Here is a 21,112-nt window from a genome sequence, read left to right on the forward strand (position 1 = left end):
ATGTAAAATTTTTTAAACCCATCATGCAAAAACAAGGAACGTATTATGCTTGATATGACGGCAGCCAAACAGGCAGTTAAGAAACGCTTCAAAGCTAAAAAGGCGCGCTTAGACACACCAGTGGATTATGAAGTACTGATTATCGGTGCAGGAATTGCTGGTATTGGTATGGCGTGCCGATTGCAGCAGCAAAAACACAAAGGACTGTTTGGTTATAAAAATCCAAGTAAGCAGAAACGCAAATCATCAAAGCAACAGCAGAAAAGTGCACAGCGGTTTTTGGTGTTAGAAAAACGAGCAGATTTGGGTGGTACATGGGATTTATTCACCTATCCTGGCATCCGCTCTGACTCTGATGCCTTGACGTTTGGCTACAGTTTCAGACCATGGCTAAATCACAGGATTTTGGCAAAAGGCGGTGATATTAAAGCTATATTGCTGATACGGCGCGTGAGTGTGGTATCAGCGAACATATTCGCTATCAACACGAGGTAAAGCAGCTATCGTGGTCAAGTAGCCATCAACAATGGACGGCGATGGTAAAAAATCATGCTAGCGGTGAGGTGTTTAAGATAACGGCAAAGTTCGTCGTTGGCGCCACGGGTTACTATGATTATGAACAAGGTTATCGTCCCTCTTTTAATAAAGAAGCAGATTTTCAAGGTGAAATCATTCATCCGCAGCATTGGCAAAATGTGGATTATGACGATAAGAAGGTAGTCATTATCGGTAGCGGTGCCACAGCGATGACATTGCTGCCAGCTTTGGTGGATGAAAAAGGTGGACAATGCGCGCGTCACGTCACTATGCTACAGCGTTCTCCCACGTATGTGGCAAGTGTACCGGGCGATGATTATACGCTTGATTGGCTAGCAGGCAAATTTTCACCGTTGTCAAAAGAGCAGGCTTATACGCTGCTGCGTACTCGTAATGTATTGATTCAACAAGGTACTTATCGAGCGGCTATATTGGCACCCAAGCTTATGAAAGCGTTATTAAAACGCGGTGTCAAAACAGAGCTAAATGGTAGCGGTATCGATGTGGCGCATTTTGTACCGGACTATAATCCTTGGGATCAGCGGATATGTGCGGTGCCAGACAGTGATTTATTCAAAGCATTGCATGGCAAACGCGCCAGCGTCGTCACCGATCAAATCAGTCATTTTACCAAGACAGGCATTATGCTTGATTCTGGCAAGCATCTCGATGCTGATATCATCGTCACAGCGACAGGACTAAAGCTACAAATGCTCGGTGGTGCCAAAGTATATATTGATGGGCAGGCGATAGATATTGGTTCGCGCATGACTTATAAAGCGGTTATGATTGAAGATATACCAAATATGGTGGCACTATTTGGCTATACCAATGCCTCATGGACGCTAAAAATCGATTTGGCGTGTCAGTATGTAATGCGGCTGCTGGGTTATATGCATCAGCATCGCTATCAAGTGGTATTGCCACAAGCGCAGACTAAAGATGCTAAAGCGCTTACGCAGACAGATACGGTGATGGGCGCGCTGTCCTCAGGATATGTCAAGCGCGCTCAACACGAGCTACCCAAGCAAGGCGATATATATCCTTGGCGGGTGACAAATAATTACCTAAGCGACCGCATCATGCTCAAACATCGAAAAATAAAAGATGATTGGTTACGCTTTAGTCGTTAAAGTCGCTTGGTTACAGTCGTTTGCTAAATGTTTTTTAATGGCTATTAATAAAATCAGTAACTTGTTTGCTTAAGATCTGCCACAAAGTTTCTTGTGCACTTTTGCTGCTCCACGCATTATGCGGGCTAAATATAACGCGGGGATGCTTGGCAATGGTTAATAAAGGGTCGTCAGCAGTGATGGGCTCTTGCTCAAACACATCGCTGGCGTAGCCGATGATTTGCTCATTGTTAATGGCATCAGTCAGCGCTTGGCTATCGACAATACCGCCACGAGCGACATTGACGATGAGCGGCTGTTTGACCATTTTTGCTAAAGTATCTGCATTAATCAGGTGCTGAGTTTTCTCGTTTAATGGGCAATGCAGCTCAGTACATCAGACTGTGCCAGTACGTCGTCAAACGCGGTATAGTCATCATTGCGCGGTGCGCGTCCTTGCTGCTCCGCCCACAATACTGTCATTCCAAAGGCACGAGCAACGTCGGTCACGCGTTTGCCAATAGTGCCAACGCCAATAATACCTAGTGTTTTATTTTCCAAATCTATTAGCGGAATATCCAGTAGGCAAAAATTACCGTTTGCCTGCCATGTGCCATCAGCGACTTTTTGATGATAATAAATACCCGCGCGCATGGCGTTGAGCATGAGCATAAAGGTATGTTCGGGAACACTTTTGACTGCATAACCTGCGACATTATAAAGCGCCACATGGTGCTCAACACAAGCGTCTTGATCGACGTTGTTCATACCAGTAGCGGTCAGTTGAATGAGCTTGAGCTTGGGCAATTTGCTTATCACTTCAGCGCTGATTTGCACTTTATTGGTGATAATGATGTCAGCGTCTTTGCAGCGCTCTACGATAACAGCAGCATCTTTTGGGGTGTCATCATAAGTGAGGTAATCGCTGATGCCGTCTGGGGCTGGCAAGTCGATGCCATCAGAAAAGGTGCCTTTATCTAAAAAAACCGCGCGCATGGTTATTCCTTATCTCATTATTATCGTAAATGGGGCTTTAGCTGCTATTGGCTTAATGTAGCACGTTGGTGATTTTAGTCAAAAAGGTCGTCAAAAAATCCATCAAAAAAGTACAAAGCAAAAAACCTCTACTTCAATATTGAAATAGAGGTTTTGTTGATTGAGACGGTAGTCTTTTGTGCTTATTTGGTTTTATGGACTTATAAAGAAAAGCGTTTACGCAATTTGCCAATAAGGCTACGTACGCGACTGCTCAAATCAATACGCACATCGTTTTCAGGGTCATGCTCGACTTCATAGCGTTTGACCAAGTCAGGGCTAGCTTTTAGCTTCGCATGATGCTGAAATGCACGGTTGACGCTAATCTCAAGCAGGCTGGCGCGCATCGGTTTCGGCAAGCAGCGATAGACCTGACCTTTATTAATCAAATCAATCAGCAAGCCAGCGTCTTGAAATTCAGTCTGTACCAAAACCACCAAATGCGGCGCATCTTGCTTTAAGGTAAAGATAATCGGCGCGATATTCTCACCGCTGACATTGATATCGGTGATACAAACACCGATATCTTCATTCGCCAAATAATCGTACGCTTCTTCTAAACTCTCAGCGTGCAGTACTTTATAACTGTGAGAAAATTGCTTACGTATTTGCTCAATCAACTCATTGGTTTCATCGATCACCAGCAGCGTTTGCTTATTACCTGAACTGTCGAATTGGTCGGCATCTTCGTCTGGATTATAGGTCAAGGCGATTTCGGTTGCACGTCCGACCACGGTGATCAGCTCTTCAGATTTACAAGGCTTAGTCAAATAACGATAAATCTCACCATCGTTAATAGAGCCAATAATCGCGTTTAAATCGGCATAGCCCGTCAATAAAATACGCATGGTGGACGGTGAGACATCTTTTACTTCGCGTAAGATATCCACACCGACTCGCTCAGGCATCCGCTGGTCACTGACCGCCACGTGTACATGGTTGTTCTTGATATAGTCAATATACTCAGTCGGGTCGGTGGTGATAAAGACGTCATGGGTCTTACGAAACAGCAGTTTCATAGACCGTAAAATGCGTTGTTCATCGTCGATAAATGCCAACTTCGGCTTTGACTCAGCGCTGGTTTCAACTGTGGTTAAGTCATTTTCTAATTCATTCATGATGATATCCTTATGATGATGAATAATAGTCGTTAAATATCTAAATATGTTCTACGTAACAGGGCAGCTGATCCAGCGCTTACGCAACTAGGTTTTGCTCTGTTAAGTTATTATTAATCGGTAGTATTAACGTAAATGTGGTGCCAACGCCTTCGGTCGATACGACTTTGATATCGCCATTATGTTGCTCCATAATTTGCTGGCTGATTGCCATACCCAGACCTGTGCCTTCGCCTGCGCCTTTGGTCGTAAAGAACGGCTCAAAGATTTGATTGAGAATTTCTGGACTCATACCTTTACCGTTGTCGATCACATCAATATAAACATTGTGATCATCGGCACGGGTGCGCACTTCGATTTTGCCATCAGGTTTTTCTCCCATGGCTTGCGCGGCATTGTTCAGTAGATTGACCAAGACTTGGTTAATTTGCGACGGTGAGCATTTCACTTCAGGCGTGGGCGCAAAATCAGTCACAATCTCTTGATGTCTAATGGAGTTGCCAGCGATTTTAAGCGAGGCTTCGATACATTCGCGCACATCGATGGTTTTCACTTTTGACTCATCAAGACGGGCAAAGTTACGTAGATTTAGTACCATTTCAGTGATTTGCTCGACGCCAAATAACGAATCTTTAATCAGCTCTTTTAATTCAGCTGATAGGTCATCTTCTTGGATTTCATCAGAAGCACGGATAATATCCGCCAATAGCTTGTCAATTTTTCCATCAGCCGCCGCGTCAGTTTTAACGCTTTTTAATCCTTGTACCAATTCAATCAGCTCTTCGTATTGCTCCGTCAACTGGCCAATAATTTCAAGATTATTTTGCACGTATGATAAAGGTGTGTTCACTTCATGAGCAACGCCTGCCACCATTTGTCCCAACGTTGCCATTTTTTCTGAACGAATCAATTGCAACTGCGAGTTTTTCAGCTCTTTTAGCGTTTCTTGCAGCTCAGCAGTACGTTCTTCGACTTTAATCTCTAGCTGTTGGTTAATGTTGGCAAGCTTACCTTCGTTAGACTGGATTCGGTCTAGTAGGTCATTAATAGAGCCATTCACCAGTCCAATCTCGTTGCGACCTTCTGCGAATTTAACCTCGCTCAGCTTATTGTACTGCTTATTATTAATTAAGTTTTCCGCTTCAGAGATTTTATCAGTGGTTTCTTTCAAGGGTTTGAATGCTAAGAAAGTCAGCATGAAGTAAATGACGCCAGCCGTAATCAATAGTGCTAATGCAATCCAGTTAACCAAGTTTTCACTGAGATTATCGGCAATGGCGTTAATTTCAGCATCAGGTTGGACAACGATCAGCTTCCAATAAGTCTCAGGAATCTCAAAGACATAGGCTTGACTGCCGTTATAGTAACTGTCTTTTGCCAGCTCGAAGCTCTGTAATAAGCGGCTGTCCATGGCGTTTTGCTTGTTTTCACCATTATTTAGGTAAGCAGCGTAGTTAACAAGATAATAACCTTTTGCCGTACCAGTCTCAGCTTTATCAAGCGTGGTCAGTACCTGCTGAACTTGTGGTGAAACGCTGGCGGCGACTTGTTCGATGATCTCATTACGTTGGACATCTAAGAAATCAAGCACGGGTTGCCAAGCAGGGTCTGAGTTGATGACTTGTTTGATATCAAGCGGCGTACCCGTTTTCTCATCAATATAGCTTAAGCGTTCAGGGTTAGAGGAGGCGATCACCTTGTCACTATTATCCAAGAGTAGAATGTAGCCTGAGCCTGAGCTTTCGCTTAACTTGACGATGTTTTCTTGTAGCTGATTCAGCGTAAAGTTAACCGTGCTGGCACCCCAAAACTGATTGTCACGCTCGATTGCCACACCGCAGCTCATCGCAAGCTCGCCTTTGGTTTGGCTGGCGCGCACATGGTTCCAAATACAGCTCTTAGGTTTGAGCAGTTTTAAGACGCTAAACCAATCTTCTTGATAATAAGGATTGGTAGGATTTGGATCGCTCAACACCGCTTGATAATCACCGTTTTGGCGAACCATCAAAAATGGATGGGTCGCGGTATTTGCCCCAAGTGCGCCTTTTTCAGGCCAAATACCACCACTACCTAATAGGCTATAATCACGCTTATCAAAGGCATTGGCAGTACTGGTTTGTAAAATTGCTTCTTCTGTGGGCAAGGTTTGCGCGCTTTGCTGTAGTAGCAAGGCACTACGCATCACCCGATTGATATCGGCTGAAATACTATTTACCGCGGTATTGCCACGTTCAGCTACCAATTTTGCAGATTCAAGGCGGATTTCTCATAGCCTCTTTATCAACAACATAAACGACGACCGCCAGTACGACCGCAAAAGCAATAAATAAAATAGTGGTTACTTGGGTACTGACTTGATTAAAAAAGCCAACTTTTTTGGAGGCACTCATGATGGTGATAGTCCTTGGATAATAGTGACCACGAAGAAGAGTGCCAATGCTAGGTATTGGTGGCAATCAATTAGGTGGTAATGCGTAATCTTAATTAAAATGGTCTGTACATAATGGCAAAAAAATAAAAGTACTACTTTAATCTTATAACTTAACTATTGATGGTTTTATAACTTAAAGGACTATAAAAGGCCATACTGTGCCCATAAATCCTTAAGGATAATTAATCATGAATACTAGGCGGCAAAAGAGTATGTGTAGACGTGCGTTTGAATAATTCAGGTAAGAAAGAAGAAATGTTCTATTGCATTTCTTAACAATACAGAATCAATTTTATAATGACAATATTTTTTCTTTACTTGCGAGTCGTTATCTTATTGTTTTATATGACCAACTTATGCTTGGCGTTGATATAATCTTGCAATAATCTACTCTTGAAAAGTCAACTTAGCGCACTCATCTAGCTGCTAACGTTATATAATGGTCGGCTTTATCTTGCGACCTAGCTAATGAGCTGACGCTACCGGTATGGCCGGTGACCTCTCAGACTATTAAGTAATGACATCGCGCTCGTGATTCACGCTAGCAAATCTCATTATGAGCTATCTATTTTTTCCTATTATCTGAGTACAAAAGACATCGCCCTATGACTATCTCTATCGCTTCATTGCACAATACTGAATTTGCCGTTGGTCAACGTTATTTATCTGATACGGAGTCCGAGCTGGGCTTGGGTGTGGTCATCGATGTAGATGACCGATGTGTGCACATTCTATTTCCACAAAGTGAAGAGACGCGCGTCTACGCCAAAAACTCCGCGCCATTATCACGCGTGGTGTTTAAAGTCGGCGATAGTATTTCTGATCAAGCGGGTAAGAGCTATACCGTAACCGCGGTCGAAGAAGTGATGGGTGTACTCAAATACAGTGTCGATGAGCATGAACGAGGCATTATGGAAACTCGTCTGGCTGCCAATATCACCTTGGCTAAGCCGCTTGAGCGTCTGTTGGCTGGTCGTATTGAGCGTGGTGATTGGTATGAGCTGCGTCAAGATATCTTGCGTATGCAGTCGGCGCTAGCGGGTCATCCGCTGAAAGGCTTGATGGGTGCACGTGTCGATATCATTGAGCATCAGCTCTATATCGCTCATGAAGTTGGCAAACGTATCGCGCCGCGTGTGTTGCTTGCTGACGAAGTTGGTTTGGGCAAAACCATCGAAGCAGGTTTGATTATTCATCAACAGCTGTTAACAGGCAAAGCTGAGCGTGTACTGATTCTTGTACCAGATAGTTTGCAGTATCAATGGATGATTGAGCTGCGTCGTCGTTTTAATCTAAATTTTGCCTTATTTGATTTGGTACGTGCAGCAGCCATTAAAGAGCACGATCCTGAGCAAAACGTCTTTGCCACTGAGCAATGTATCATTGCGGGTATGGATTTATTACTCGATCACCCTGATTTGTACGACCAAGCGATGGATGCAGGGTTTGATTTATTGGTGGTCGATGAGGCGCATCATCTGCATTGGGATGAAGCGCAAGGCGGCAATGATAAATATGACTTGATTGCTGACTTTGCCGAAGAAACGCCAGGGGTCATGCTATTGACAGCAACGCCAGAGCAGCTTGGCGCACAAAGTCACTTTGCTCGTTTGCGTTTGCTTGATCCGGATCGTTTTGATGATTTGGATGAGTTTATCGATGGTCAAGAAGCCTTTGCTGAAACGGCTGCCGTCGCTGGTGTATTGATAGAAGATAAGCCATTAAGCGACAGTCAAATTGCCGCTTTAAGCAGCTTGTTAGACATCAGTCTTGATGAGTTGGCAACGATTAATGATGACGAAAAATTGCGCACTTATGCGCTTAATGAGCTATTAGATCGTCATGGTACAGGTCGTATTCTATTCCGTAATACCCGTGAAAGTGTGAAAGGGTTCTATGGTCGTAGCAGCCAGCCGTACCCATTGGCATTACCTGCCGCATGGAAAGACAGCTATCAAACCAATGGTAAGTTGCGTGAGCAGCTATGGGGCGAAGAAAACCAACCTGATGGCGGCTGGCTAGAAGATGACCCACGCGTGCCTTGGTTGATTGATATTTTGCGCGGCGAGCTTAAGCACAAAAAAGTGCTGTTGATTGCCCGTAGTGGCGCGACGGTTGAGAGCTTGGAGGCGGTATTACGCTTACATGCTGGTATTAAAACCGCTATCTTTACTGAGCAGATGACCTTACTTGAGCGTGACCAAGCAGCAGCGTTCTTTGCTGATAGCGAAGGCGCACAGATATTGTTGTGCTCGGAGATTGGCTCGGAAGGTCGTAACTTCCAGTTTGCCAGCCAGCTGATATTGTGGGATTTGCCAGCCAATCCAGATACCTTAGAGCAGCGTATTGGTCGCCTAGATCGTATTGGACAAACGCAGCAAATTATGCTCCATGTGCCTTATGTACAAGGCACAGCACAAGAGCGACTGTATCATTGGTATCACGACGCGCTGAATATGTTTAATCAAATCTCTCCAACAGCGCAGAGCGTGCAAGAGCAGTATATTCAAGAGCTAAAGCCCATGCTTGAAGGCGCGGATACTGATGAGAACCGTGCGATACTACAAGATATCATCGAAGAAGCGAAACAGACGCGATTGGGGCTAGAGGCACAGCTACAAGCGGGTCGTGATCGCCTATTAGAATACAACTCGTGTCGCCCACGTGTTGCCAAACGTATCGCTGACGCCATGCGCGATTTTGATGGTCATAATCTATTGCCGCAGTTTATTGAGCGCTTTTTTGCCTCAGCCAATATCGATCACAATATCCAGCGCGATGGCTCGTGGGTGATTGCTCCGATCGACAGCACTGAAATTAGTGATTATATCGATGGTCTGCCACTCGGTGACGAAGACGGCATGACGTTGACATTCGAGCGTGAGCAAGCACTACAGCGTGAAGATATCGAATTTATCACTCACGAACATCCATTGATGCGCGCGATCTATGAGTTGGCGAGTACCAGCACCTTTGGTAATACCACGGTGGCGATGCTAAAAAGTTCCGCTGTACCACAAGGTATGGTGCTGCTCGAAGTGAATTTCCGCGTTGAAGCCATTGCGCCAAGGTTGCTCAATTTACCAGCGACGCTGACCACGCAAAATATCCGCGTGTTTATCAGTGAGCAAGGCAGTGATTTGTCCTCGCGTATCAGTGCGGAGATGATTATGCCGCATATTGAACGTCTGGATAAAAACCGTGCTCGCCAAGTCATTAAAGTACGCGGTGATGTGATTGAGCAGCGTTATTATGAAGCGGAAGAGATTGCCCGTCAGCAGTTAGCGGAGATTGGCGAACAAGCCAGTGCCCGTTTTAGCCAGCAGTGGTCACGTGAAATCAAGCGTCTAAAGCATCTACAAACGATTAATCCTAACGTACGTCCTGCCGAGATTGAACGCTTGGAGCAGCTAAAAGCCCAAGGTGAGCAAGCACTAGGGAGTCTGTTATTAGTCCCAGACTCTATCCGTGTGTTAGTGGCAGTGAAGCCATAGATTCAAATGATCAAAAAACGAGATGTTTAATAGCATCTCGTTTTTTATGATTAATATTGTTTGTATTAGGCGCGCCCTAAGGCATGTTAAGCAAAAATATCAACATGATATTGCCAAGTGAGCGTCGCTCTCTAGTCAAAGCCATCGATATTGGGTAAGATGTTTATCTTTTCGATTTACAGTCCGTTTGCTATAAAAGGGTGACCGCGTCTTGTGTGAAGTATCACCTATACCTTTGTACTCGATTGCTTTGTACTTCATCTAAGCTGAAACAACTATATAATAAATGCTGGTGATAGCGCTGCTATGACCGTGTTTTTTGCGCTAAAATTTTCGTGTTAAATCTCTCTTGTGCATTTTCAGCAAGTGATTTCATATTATTTTACATTCAAATGCAAAGTGTCTTTTGTCTTTCGCGATATCATATCGATATCTTTAGGTGCGTATTTTCAGATGCTTAGCGTTTTTGATAAAAATAAGGAAACATATCGTCATGTCCGATTATTCGCAATTGATTGATGAGCTGCTAGCTACCGTAGCGCTTATTGAAGTGACCCCCGATGTCTTTGAGGGTAAGAGCCATGACTATGTTGGCAGTCGTATTTTTGGTGGACAAGTGCTCGCCCAAGCCATCATGGCGGCGGCGCATACACTGGATAAAGACAAACCTTGTCATTCACTGCACGGCTATTTTTTGCGCGGTGGTGATATCACGCAGCCAGTGATTTATCAGGTACGCCGCTTGCGTGACGGTCGTAGTCTGTCTGCGCGTGAAGTGACGGCGATTCAGTATAAAGAAGTGCGTGGTAAAGCGCCCATTGAGCAAGTAATATTTTCAATGATAGCCTCGTTTTCACCGATGGAAGAGGGTTTAGAGTATCAAGAAGACATGCCTGTCTATCCGCCACCAGAGGATTTACTGGCTGAGCAAGATTTAAAAGAAGAGTATGTCGGAAAAGTCCCAGACGCGCTCAAAGCTCGCTTTATGCGGCGTCGCCATGTTGAAATTAAACCCGTTAAACCGCGTGATCCGATTCATCCAGAGCCAATGAAACCGAAGCAGGCGAACTGGTTGCGTATCCGCGAATTGGGCAATCAACCTGTTGCGATTCAACAAGCGCTATTGGCATTTTCGTCCGATTTTTATCTGGTTGGTACAGGGCTGATGTCACATGGTGTTAGCTTTATGACCAGCGGCTTGCAAGCGGCTAGTATTGACCACTCGATGCATTTCCATCGTAATTTTGATCTAAACGGTTGGATGCTATACGACATGTGGAGTGATACCACGTCTAATGCCAAAGGCTTAAACCATGGGCAGTTTTGGCAAGACGGTAAGCTGGTTGCTACGGTACAGCAAGAAGGTTTGATGCGTTTGCGAGTGCCTAAGTCTTAAGCTTCTAGTATTTCATAAATAAAAAAAGCGACTCAGAATATATTGTGAGTCGCTTTTTTTATGAATTTTATTTATTCTACTCTTCATCTTCTAAAATCTTAACCATCGCTCGTGGCAATCCAAGTGTTGCCTGAGCAGCATTAGCGTTTAACCAATGAATATTAATCTCTGCTGCTTGTAATGCTTTGGTTAAATCAGCCACTTGCTCATTATTTAAAGTCAATGATTGCGGCGTCAAATACCAATGAAAATGAGTTAGCGAATGCTTAATTGGTGCATTGTCTAATAAAGTTTTACTGACTGCTTTTGCAACCAATTTGTTCTTAACCAGCCACTCGTTAATAATTTGCTCGGCAGTGGTAAATTCTGCTTCGTATACTTTTTCATTACTGGTCACTTTTAATGATGTATCGTCAATTTCAGTCGTTTTTTCTGCAGCAGTTTTAGTATTCATTTTGCCTGCGATTTTTTCTACAAACTGTAAAGGTAAACTCCACAGTCCGCCCCAAATGCCATTGTCAGGACGTTGTAGCCACAGTATTTTGCCATCAATATCTTCAATCAATAAGGCATTGCTAAACTTGCTGGGTTTGGGCTGCTTTTTTGCTTTGGCTGGATAATCCGTTTCGCGTCCTTGCTCGTGGGCTAGGCAGTCCTCTTGAAGGGGACATAATAGGCAGGCAGGTTTGCTACGCGTGCATAACGTCGCGCCCATATCCATCATCGCTTGTGCGAATAACCCTGAATTCTCTATTGGGGTCAAACGCTCTGCCAATGCCCACAGCTCTTTGGTCGTGGCAGATTTGGTAATATCACCATCGATAGCCGCCCAACGCGTGAGGACGCGTTTGACATTGCCATCACAGATGACGCCATAACGATGCAGTCCCATCGCCATAATCGCGCCAGCGGTCGATGGCCCGACGCCAGATATGGCTTCCCACCCTGCTAGCGTCTGCGGAAAGTCGCCCGTCTCATCAATGACTTCGACCAGTTGTTTCGCGCCTTTATGCAAATTTCGTGCACGCGCATAGTAGCCAAGCCCCGCCCAATGTTCCGCAACCTTATCCCATTCTGCGGCTGCTAAATCTTGTACCGTTGGAAACGATGCCATAAAACGGGCAAAATAGGGCAGCACCGTCGTTACTTGCGTTTGCTGTAGCATAACTTCGGATAGCCAAACGATATAAGGATTGGGCGCGTCGGTTTGGTGCTGTTGCAAGGTAGGTCATGGCGACCGTTTTTGGCGAACCAATCGAGTAGGCGCGGGGCGAACGAATCGAGAGAAGTAGAGTATTGAGTAAAAGTGTTTTCTATCGTTGTGAGGTTTGCAGTGGGGGTAAGCTGAGTCATATCATCAATTTTTGGCATATTAGTGTATGAATTATAACCGATTTTTGAGAGAAGTGAGTTGATATCGCTGTTGTGCGCTGTTTGAGATTACCACGATGTAAGCGTCTTTTGAGTGTGAGTGTTAAAAAATAGAGTATGTAACAGAAAACTTAATGTAGAGTTGCAAATTTATAAAGTAAATCTTACAAAATTAAGTAAATTTTGTAGATAAATTAACTTATCATTGTTGTGCTTTTTGCAAGATTATGACTCTTATTCTCGCTAGGGTCGCAAGAGTACCTTTGAGTTAACGATAACTCATTGTCTGGTTTCATCAAATACGCTTATTAAAGCTCACCAAGCATCATTTCAAACAAACGCTCATATGTATGAGTAATATTTAGGACTCTTTATGAAGTTAATGTCGAACTACTTATCTAAAGCAATATTGGCGCTAGCAGTCATTGGCTGTTCAGCCAACGTTTTGGCCGCCAAACCAAATCTAGTATTACAACAACCCAATGTTTCTTTAGAGTTGGCCAATGAATTAATCGATGCCACCATGGCAGCCTGTCACGCAGAGGCAAATCTGCCGTTGTCGCAGTTGTTGATCGTGCTGGTAATTTAATCGCGCTACAGCGCGATGATAACGTTGGTCCGCACAATACTGATGCTGCTGTTCGCAAGGCATTTACGGCATTATCTACCAAAACGCCTTCACGCACTTTGGCGGATAATGCTCGCGCTAATCCAGACTCAAATAACTTGAATACGGTAAATGATTTACTGCTGATCGGCGGTGGTGTGCCATTAAAGTTTGGCAATGATGTGATCGGCGCTATTGCAGCGGGCGGCGCAGGCGGTGCAGTACAAGATGAAGCTTGTGCGTTGAAAGCTATCGAAAAAGTTATGCCTAAACAGAAGTAGTTGATGGCTCAGATATCGCTAAATTATTTAGATATCATTGAAAAACTTAGATATCTCGCTAGCAGTAGACATAAAAAAGCCCTTAGGGGCTTTTTTTGCATGAGCTCTAAAATGATTTTAGGCAGCTAACATTATAGACACAAAGGGTTATCGATTTACTTCCGATTCTTTCGCGTTTTCAAACGACGTAAGCGCTTTTCTTCTTCTTTAGCGATTCTTTTTTCTTCTGCTGCTAAGCGTTGCTCGGCGACGACGAGTTCTTCAGCTTCAGACATGGCTGGCGTCTCAAGCGTAATACGCCCAAGCTTAGCGCTACGTAACTCGTTGATCAAAATCTCAGACATGCGGTAGGTATCGACTTGATTGCCCGAACGTACACAGCCGCGATTGCGTCCAGCGACTTCAAAAAACTCCCAATCAGTCTTTGGTAGCGCTTCAATTTTGTAGCGGGTTTTTAGCAGCTCAGGATAGGCTTGCATCAAGTATTCAGCGGTATAGCTGGCAACATCAGCGAAGTCAAAAGCCGTATCACGAATACCACCCGTCGCTGCCAGACGATAGCCAGAGTTTTCGTTTTCGACTTTTGGCCACAGCATACCGGGCGTGTCATAAAGCATGATGTCATCATCAAGTTTAATCAACTGCTGCGACTTAGTAACTGCTGGCTCATCGCCAGTTCTTGCTACGGCGCGTCCAGCCAAGGTATTAATCAACGTCGATTTACCGACGTTTGGTATGCCCATAATCATGGCTTTGATTTGGCGACCCGTACCCACTTTATTGGGCACCAGTTGTTTACAGATGGCGATGATACGTTTGACATCATTGGCTTTATCAGTATCGCAAGCAATGGCTTTCACACCGCTTTGCTGCTCAAGATAGTCCATCCACGCTTGGGTCAATTCAGGATCAGCAAGGTCAGCTTTGTTCAGGATTTTGATGACGGGTTTTTCGCCGCGCAATGCCGCGACCATTGGGTTTTCACTACTATATGGGATACGCGCATCGATCACCTCGATGACCAAATCCATCTGCGGCATGATTTCTTTGATTTCGTTACGGGCTTTGTTCATGTGCCCAGGGAACCACTGAATACTTGCTCTCTTATCCATCTGCTTTCATAACCTTTTATAAAAAATGCGCAAAGTAAGACGATCGTCATTTACTTTTCATGGTGTCCAGTTTACTACAGAACCACCTTGCTCACGCTACAATTTCGCCCAACCAGATGCGCGGTTATTCTTGAGCTTAATTTTCTATTTCATCGCGGGCAGGAGGTAACGGTGCAAGATAACCAATTAATAGTATTAAACTGCCTGCGCCAAGGAAAGATATCACCCGCCAAATCGCTTCGGTCTGTGACAAATCAACTATTACCAGTTTAATTACGACGACGCCTAACAGCCCAATCCCCATAAACCAAAGCGTCCGCTGCCAATAGCGACTGGCGACGATGGTGGCGACTAAAGCTAAGAGTGTCCATAAAATGGTCAACCCTGTCTGCACTTGCTCGCTATTCCATGCGCCGCCCTGAGCGCTGTCCCACAACGGTGTACCGATAAAGGCATGTAGCGTTCTGACCAACATACTGGATATCAGCCAAAAGCTAATAAGTCCCAACATAACCAATAAATAATCGGCGGTAAATATACGCTTAGTTTGGGGAGCTGCACTTGATTCGATAAGACTCTCATCGCGGCGATGTTGGCTCATATAATATAGACTAAAACCAACCAATAGCGTCAGCAATGAGGTAATGTCGTATAAATTCAGTAGTGGGAAGTAGGACAGTCCCCAAATTACACCATCATATGACCAGTTGGTCATGATGACCCAACTTAAAGCAATGGGCGCAAAGATAGCCGCGCAGCTCAATAGCGCTTGTTGCCAATCAAACCAGTACAGTGGGCTTTGCTTGAATGCCTTGTTTGTACGCGTATTTTGCTTACGATAGCTGGCATAACGATGACAGCACCATAATCCAGCCAATATTAAAATGGCTGGCATCAAGACAGCCATTACGCCAGCGGACTCTGCGAGTCCATAGTGGGCGGCGGCAGCATGATTAGAGTGCTAGCTCCCAGCCAGCTTGCGCCATCGTAGCGTGACAACTCGGAATGGTCGTACCACGTCTTTAACCACGATTGTCCGATAACCAACCAACCAATGATTAGACCAGTCAATAGTAGCCAATCTGCTGTCTGCCATGCTAAATTCAACTCGAATTTTTGCGGTAACTGTAGGACAAGTATAAGATAAAAGACGATCGATAAGCCGTGGCTAAGTTGTCTGATTTCTATCCACGAGTGATAACGATTGATTGTCCAATAAATGGCAAGGCTGACCAGTGCTGCGAGTGCAATCATGGTCGTCGTTGCCAGTGTCCAACTGGCAAACCACTGGTTAAAATCAAGCAGCAGCACTTGTAGTAGCCACGCTATAGCCGTAAAGGTCAAAAACCTTATGAGTATAGGACTGTGCCAAACAAGATTAAACACGGTGCTTTGGTGATTGACTGAGGTTAGCCATTGCTGGGCGGCATGAGTGCTAATACCTAATGCGTTGGCATAGGTTGCTATCGCATCTGGCGTGGTGTTTTGCTCTTGAGAATATGTTGAATGATTATCTAAGCTACTATTTAAGTGGTTATCAAAGCTGTCGCTGCTATCGTTCAACGTAGTTGGCGAGTTGCTGACGCGTAAGATAAACATCGTTGCTAGATAGCTGATAGCCGAAATGGTTAAGGCCAATGTCGGATAATCCTGAATGGCGAAGACCACTTTTACCATCAGCATACCTATACTGATTAGTTGCAATAACAAAGCAAATAGCACTGACCATGCGCGTAGTGAGCGCCGTCCAAACCAGACCAGCGCCAGTCCTTGTACTGACCAGCCAAAGGCAATCCATTCAGCATCTAATGCCAAAGGGATTACCAACGCCAAAAAGCCAAACCCTAATGCCAACATGCCCTCGGTGATTAAGGCATAACGTTGGCTACGCTGCACAAACAACCAGCCGAGTCCTAAATAAACAGTGGCTAAAATAGCACTAGCGATGGTTAAAGCGTTAGGAATGTCATCTAATAATGCCGCAAATAAACCAAAGGCTAATATCGGCACTGAAAACAGTAAGCCAGTATCAATAGGAAATACATAGCTATTATTTCTTGCGTGAACGCTATCTAAATGCTTTACGTTATCTGTCTGGATGATGTCTATTTCATTAAGGGTATTGTAGGCAATGATTTGTTGGGCGTAGCGAATGACGACAAACAGATATAGCAATAAGTGTAAGGTGACCAGCAAGACTAAAGACCAGCGCTGCGCCTCAATGACCGTGCTCAAATTCTCACTGATGCCCCAGTAGTACGCCAACCCAAAGGTCACAGTGACACCGAATAAATTCAGTATTTTCCATGGGCGGTAATGCGCAATAATCGCAATCGTCACGTTCAATAGTAGATAGTAACTAAACAATACCACCAAACTGCCCGTGTCTTCACTGGTCAAAATAGGCGCAAAAAACCCACCCGATAATGCCAACAACGCCAGTGGAAAGGCATTTTGACGTACGGCGAGTGCAATGGTAATCGCAGATAATAGCCCAAGCCCGATAAAGCTCGGTAAGTTAGGCAGAACTTGGTAAACGCTATAGGCAAAAAAGATCGTTAAATACGCAATCGCTAAGCCTGCGCCTTGTAGGGTGATGCCATAAGCAAAGCGATTTTTTGCCAATTTTAGACCTAATGCTGCCAGACCTAAACCGAGGATGCCAATCGCTAAAAGCTTGGACGCTATCGACACTTCGATATAGTCGCTTAACAAGCGAAGTAGTAGCACCACACCGATAAGTAAGACGATCACGCCAACACGCACGACTAGATTGCCGCCAAAAAACCAGTTTTTGATGGAGTGAATGAGTGAAGTGACGATAGGCAGTGAGCGCTCATCCGGCTCTATGGGCGATGGTTTTTTTGGAGAAGGGGCTGGTTTCGGGTGAATCGTAGCAGTAGATAAAGGAGGTGCTGATTCAAATAGCTCCTCGATAATAGGTTGGGGCGAGTGAGTCTCAGCTAGCCTTTGAGTCATTGGTTCAGTATGAACGTCTACGTCATTATCGGCGTTATTATTCATAGAGCTGACACGGTGTTGCTGCGCTTGTAACTCATCTTGCAGTTGCGTGATGTCTCGTTGAAGCTGATCAACGCGTCGCTTTAGTTTATTGTAAAAAACGATAATCACTACTAGACAAACAAGCAATACAAACCCGCTGATATCAGACATAGCGCTACCACACCGTTACTCAATATTTGATGGCTTGATGATGACTCGATTTCAAAGCAAACACAAGCAAAGCGCTCATCAAAATAAACGGGTTAGCCCAAGATTATTCGTTCACGATCATGGAGCTGACCTTAATGCTTTATAAACTAAGATATTTATGCGGCATATAATTTATGTCTTTCTGATAATGTACATTCACGTAGGGTTAGATAATTCACCATACCTGAGACGATACCTGCAATAACACCGATAATAATTAAAGCTGAAATCAAAGATACTTCGACTGTACCTGCGTATTTTTGCCATAGTACAGCAAGAGAGGTTAATACCCCAAAGGTGAAAAATCCATGCTTTATCGTCAACCAAAAAGCGGTTGGAAAGAAGGCTACTTTTTTTTCTTTGATACCAAAATAAGCCACCATAGTTAAAATCATGGCTAACGTAATCGATAAGGTAACGGAGGTACCGAGCACCGTGTCTTCATTATTGGTAATAGAGTCAACAGATATTGCGATTGATGAGTATGTTTTTAAGAAGAAATATTGTATGCCGCCGTTAATGAAAGCATTGATTACGCCAGTAAGCATAGCGCCTTTTAGCAATTTTGCGTTTAATGTTGTTGCCATGGTTTATTTTCCAAGTCCAAGCGAATAGGTTTATGCATAAAAAATACTGAGTAGATAAAATCCTACCCAGTATGGTCGAATGCTCAACACGCCCTAGTATGTATCGTTTATAAATTTATGATTAAAATGATGGCTGAGTTTATGAGGTTGGCATTTTGCTTTTGTAAACACCGCCTCCATTGACGGTCAGTTCAGCACCAGTAATCCAAGACGCTGCATCACTTAATAAAAATGCCATCGCTTGAGCGATATCTGCTGGCAGGCCACGTCGTTTTAGGACGATACCTTTGACCACATTATCGATCATCTCTTGGGTATAACCGGCTTCTTCAGAGGAAGCACCATTATCTACTGTACCAATAATTAATGAGTTAAAGCGCACTTCAGGACCTGATGCGACCGCCATACTTTTCACCATATTTAGCAAGCCCGCTTTAGCTGTGCTGTATTCGATAAATTCTGGCGATGGTGTATTGCCAACCATGGATCCAGAAAATACCACAGAGGCATTTTCTTCTTGTTTTAAATACGGCATACATAAACGAGTCAAATGATAAGATCCCAAGGTATTGAGCTTATACGCATTGACCATTTTTTCGGTGGTAGATTCCCATAAGGCGTATTTGCACCCCAACCGACGTTGTTGACTACCGCAGAAATCTTACCGAATTTTGCAATAGTTGCATCGACCAAGGCTGCAATTTGCGTCTCGTCAGTAAAGTCGGTTTTCATGCCTAAGGTTGTATTGCCTGTTTCTTTTTCGATATCAGCGGCAATTTGCTTCACTTTATCTTCATTTAAATCAGCGAGGACAATGTTGCCTCCTAATGAGCTTAAAAACCGTGCCGCCTCGCTACCAATAGCGCCTGCTCCACCACTGATAATGATGGTTTTATGATGAAAGTCGAATAGTTGTTGGATGGTTTTCATGATTTTACCTTATTATTAGTGAGTGATTAGAGAGCTATCAGCAAGCGGTGTGACCGATTATATGAATCACGACTGTGCAATAACCATATTAGCGTCTTAAATCCTTACTAATAGTAAGCCTTTGTAAGTGTGTAATGACCAATATGGATTTGTTTACGATAAAAAAGCAGAGTGCGGCGGGCGCACTCTGCTATATGTTGGGTTAATAGATAGGGGTTGATAAATAGTGTGTTAATAACCTGAAAACAGCTATTGATATGCCTGATTCAAAGATTATTTACCTAAGTTATTTACCTAAGTTATTTTCCATAAATTCAAGCATGTTTTCCCAGCTTTGCTTGGCAGCGGCTTCGTTGTAGCCAAGATCAACCTCATTTTTAGCAGCGCGCTCATCGGCATGTGGGTTGGTAAAGCCATGTTTAGCGTTGTCATAAACATCGATAATATAGTCAACACCAGCAGCATCTAGTTCTGATTTTAGACCTTCTATTGCTTCCATTGATACCATTGAATCATCGCGACCGTGAGCAACCAATACGTTAGCGGTGAAGTTTTTATCCGCTGGCTGTTTTGGTGTCGGGTTGCCATGGAAAGTGGCAACCGCTTTTAAGGGCATACCTTCGCGCGCCATATCGAGGACGACCTTACCGCCGAAGCAAAAGCCAATCGCTGCTAGATTGTCACCATCAACGGCTAGTTGGTCGCTAAAGTCATTAAGGATTAAACGGCAGCGCGCCATCAGCATATCTTGATCTTCTAATACTTGCTCCATCCATATATTCGCTTGTGCCGCATCGGTGGTCAGCTTGCCTTCACCGTACACGTCCATTGCGACGGCAGCATAACCTGCTTCTGCCAAGCGCTCGACCACTGATTTTGGGTGATCAACGATACCCCACCATTCTGGCGCTACTAAAATTCCTGCAACAGGATGGTCGTCAGATGCATTTTCTGGCAATGCCACATAGCTGATAAGCTGGACACCGTTTTCGGTGGTACTGATTAATTCAAAAGTCTTAATTGACATATTATTATCCTTTTTTATGTGAGAAGTTTTACGTTATAAAGGTGATTTGTCTGTGTTTTTGCGACATCGTTTTTCTTACTTTTACTACCTTAACGCTCAACCTAGGCAAAAACAGCTATAATACTGTAACGCTCTTTATCAAAATGCTACGGCACCTTTATGACACTAAATTTGTTAAACAACTGTGCAGCCCACCTAGACTCTGACGCAACTTTGCCGCTAAAAGTCACGGAAAAATCAGCTGTGAGCTTATTTCCTGACAGTGGTAATGCAAGCAACAGCAATAGCGACCATGACAGTAAACTCAATGACACATTGCGTCCGAATTTTTGGTCGCGCTTTGCATTGTCAGAACTCAATCATAGCGAATGGGAAGCGTTGTGTGATGGCTGTGGCAGCTGCTGTTTGATTAAGTATATTGACGAAGATGAGAATGGCGATGTGGATGAAGAGTTGGTCGAGTATACCGATGTGACTTGCCAGCTAATGGACTGTACGACGGGTTATTGTCAGCACTATGACACGCGTCAAGAGCATGTACCAGACTGTATTCAGCTGACCATGGACAATCTGCCGCAGATGATGTGGTTGCCTTCGCACTGCGCCTATAAGCGTTTGTATAAAGGACAAAATTTGCCAAGTTGGCATTTGTTATTGACCCAAGATGCAGTGGTAACGCAGCAACAAATGCGTGCTGCCAATGTTGGCGTGGCTGGGCGCTGTGTTTCTGAGACTGGTATGTCTGATGAAGCGATGGAGGAGCGGGTGATCAGCTGGGTTAAGCTTGATAATACTGAGAGTTACTGAAATCGGTGACATCAGTGACGTTGGTATTATTGCAGGGCAAAAGTACAATGCTAC

General features: G+C 44.2%; 14 protein-coding genes and 3 pseudogenes. 6 read left to right on the plus strand and 11 right to left on the minus strand.

What is annotated here, in order from left to right; all coding sequences use genetic code 11:
• Positions 1-54: 54 nt before the first annotated feature.
• A pseudogene (locus TT12_RS04420) lies at positions 55-1,670 on the plus strand (flavin-containing monooxygenase).
• A 34-nt stretch (positions 1,671-1,704) separates the two neighbouring features.
• On the opposite strand, the pseudogene TT12_RS04425 reads toward TT12_RS04420, so the two are convergent.
• The 4 genes and pseudogenes from TT12_RS04425 to TT12_RS16590 all read right to left on the minus strand — a co-directional run bounded on the left by TT12_RS04425 (position 1,705) and on the right by TT12_RS16590 (position 6,192).
• Positions 1,705-2,645: pseudogene (locus TT12_RS04425) on the minus strand (D-2-hydroxyacid dehydrogenase).
• Between the two features lie 200 nt (positions 2,646-2,845).
• The gene (locus tag TT12_RS04430) at positions 2,846-3,802 is read right to left on the minus strand and encodes a response regulator (RefSeq protein ID WP_045445938.1); all 957 of its coding nucleotides are present in this window, start codon (positions 3,800-3,802) and stop codon (positions 2,846-2,848) included.
• A 79-nt stretch (positions 3,803-3,881) separates the two neighbouring features.
• On the minus strand, positions 3,882-6,044 hold the full coding sequence (locus TT12_RS04435) for a sensor histidine kinase (protein ID WP_243443366.1): 2,163 nt from the start codon (positions 6,042-6,044) through the stop codon (positions 3,882-3,884).
• A 10-nt stretch (positions 6,045-6,054) separates the two neighbouring features.
• On the minus strand, positions 6,055-6,192 hold the full coding sequence (locus tag TT12_RS16590) for a hypothetical protein (protein ID WP_243443367.1): 138 nt from the start codon (positions 6,190-6,192) through the stop codon (positions 6,055-6,057).
• Between the two features lie 646 nt (positions 6,193-6,838).
• Between TT12_RS16590 and rapA the strand changes: the two genes are divergently transcribed.
• Together rapA and TT12_RS04445 are read left to right on the plus strand one after the other, a co-directional pair.
• A complete protein-coding gene (gene rapA / locus TT12_RS04440; RefSeq protein WP_198329990.1) occupies positions 6,839-9,727 on the plus strand; it encodes an RNA polymerase-associated protein RapA in 2,889 nt (962 codons plus the stop codon).
• A 493-nt stretch (positions 9,728-10,220) separates the two neighbouring features.
• Positions 10,221-11,123 carry an acyl-CoA thioesterase gene (locus tag TT12_RS04445; protein ID WP_045452453.1) on the plus strand — a complete coding sequence of 301 codons (903 nt, stop codon included), beginning with the start codon at positions 10,221-10,223 and terminating at the stop codon, positions 11,121-11,123.
• Between the two features lie 76 nt (positions 11,124-11,199).
• Here TT12_RS04445 and mutY read toward each other — a convergent pair whose 3' ends face one another.
• Positions 11,200-12,345, minus strand: a complete 1,146-nt coding sequence (mutY, locus tag TT12_RS04450; protein WP_306304323.1) for an A/G-specific adenine glycosylase — start codon at positions 12,343-12,345, stop codon at positions 11,200-11,202.
• A gap of 522 nt (positions 12,346-12,867) precedes the next feature.
• Between mutY and TT12_RS16595 the strand changes: the two genes are divergently transcribed.
• Positions 12,868-13,083, plus strand: a complete 216-nt coding sequence (locus TT12_RS16595; protein WP_243443368.1) for a hypothetical protein — start codon at positions 12,868-12,870, stop codon at positions 13,081-13,083.
• Positions 13,083-13,382, plus strand: a complete 300-nt coding sequence (locus TT12_RS16600) for a GlcG/HbpS family heme-binding protein (RefSeq protein ID WP_243443376.1) — start codon at positions 13,083-13,085, stop codon at positions 13,380-13,382. Before TT12_RS16595 ends, TT12_RS16600 begins: the two co-directional genes overlap by 1 nt.
• 155 nt (positions 13,383-13,537) lie before the next feature.
• On the opposite strand, the gene ylqF is transcribed toward TT12_RS16600, so the two are convergent.
• The 6 genes and pseudogenes from ylqF to TT12_RS04480 form a co-directional block, all read right to left on the minus strand.
• Positions 13,538-14,494 carry a ribosome biogenesis GTPase YlqF gene (ylqF, locus tag TT12_RS04460; RefSeq protein ID WP_045452455.1) on the minus strand — a complete coding sequence of 319 codons (957 nt, stop codon included), beginning with the start codon at positions 14,492-14,494 and terminating at the stop codon, positions 13,538-13,540.
• 136 nt (positions 14,495-14,630) lie between these two features.
• The gene (locus TT12_RS16605) at positions 14,631-15,389 is read right to left on the minus strand and encodes a DUF2339 domain-containing protein (protein ID WP_243443369.1); all 759 of its coding nucleotides are present in this window, start codon (positions 15,387-15,389) and stop codon (positions 14,631-14,633) included.
• Between the two features lie 11 nt (positions 15,390-15,400).
• The gene (locus TT12_RS04465; RefSeq protein WP_243443370.1) at positions 15,401-17,668 is read right to left on the minus strand and encodes a DUF2339 domain-containing protein; all 2,268 of its coding nucleotides are present in this window, start codon (positions 17,666-17,668) and stop codon (positions 15,401-15,403) included.
• 155 nt (positions 17,669-17,823) lie between these two features.
• Positions 17,824-18,294, minus strand: a complete 471-nt coding sequence (locus tag TT12_RS04470; RefSeq protein WP_045445942.1) for a hypothetical protein — start codon at positions 18,292-18,294, stop codon at positions 17,824-17,826.
• A 139-nt stretch (positions 18,295-18,433) separates the two neighbouring features.
• A pseudogene (locus tag TT12_RS19035) lies at positions 18,434-19,224 on the minus strand (SDR family NAD(P)-dependent oxidoreductase).
• A gap of 286 nt (positions 19,225-19,510) precedes the next feature.
• A complete protein-coding gene (locus tag TT12_RS04480) occupies positions 19,511-20,251 on the minus strand; it encodes a dienelactone hydrolase family protein (RefSeq protein ID WP_045452456.1) in 741 nt (246 codons plus the stop codon).
• A 315-nt stretch (positions 20,252-20,566) separates the two neighbouring features.
• Here TT12_RS04480 and TT12_RS04485 point away from each other — a divergent pair, with 315 nt between their 5' ends.
• Complete coding sequence (locus TT12_RS04485) at positions 20,567-21,058, plus strand: YcgN family cysteine cluster protein (RefSeq protein WP_243443377.1); 492 nt, start codon at positions 20,567-20,569, stop codon at positions 21,056-21,058.
• The last annotated feature ends 54 nt before the right edge of the window (positions 21,059-21,112 follow it).

It is taken from the genome of Psychrobacter sp. JCM 18903 (assembly GCF_000586475.1).
GTDB lineage: Bacteria > Pseudomonadota > Gammaproteobacteria > Pseudomonadales > Moraxellaceae > Psychrobacter.

Coding starts and splice junctions, on each gene's coding strand:
- TT12_RS16595 (WP_243443368.1), top strand. CDS start 12,868: ATGAAGTTAATGTCGAACTACTTATCTAAAGCAATATTGGCGCTAGCA.
- ylqF (WP_045452455.1), bottom strand. CDS start 14,494: ATGGATAAGAGAGCAAGTATTCAGTGGTTCCCTGGGCACATGAACAAA.
- TT12_RS04480 (WP_045452456.1), bottom strand. CDS start 20,251: ATGTCAATTAAGACTTTTGAATTAATCAGTACCACCGAAAACGGTGTC.
- TT12_RS16605 (WP_243443369.1), bottom strand. CDS start 15,389: ATGCCAGCCATTTTAATATTGGCTGGATTATGGTGCTGTCATCGTTAT.
- TT12_RS04445 (WP_045452453.1), top strand. CDS start 10,221: ATGTCCGATTATTCGCAATTGATTGATGAGCTGCTAGCTACCGTAGCG.
- TT12_RS04465 (WP_243443370.1), bottom strand. CDS start 17,668: ATGTCTGATATCAGCGGGTTTGTATTGCTTGTTTGTCTAGTAGTGATT.
- TT12_RS16590 (WP_243443367.1), bottom strand. CDS start 6,192: ATGAGTGCCTCCAAAAAAGTTGGCTTTTTTAATCAAGTCAGTACCCAA.
- rapA (WP_198329990.1), top strand. CDS start 6,839: ATGACTATCTCTATCGCTTCATTGCACAATACTGAATTTGCCGTTGGT.
- TT12_RS04470 (WP_045445942.1), bottom strand. CDS start 18,294: ATGGCAACAACATTAAACGCAAAATTGCTAAAAGGCGCTATGCTTACT.
- TT12_RS04430 (WP_045445938.1), bottom strand. CDS start 3,802: ATGAATGAATTAGAAAATGACTTAACCACAGTTGAAACCAGCGCTGAG.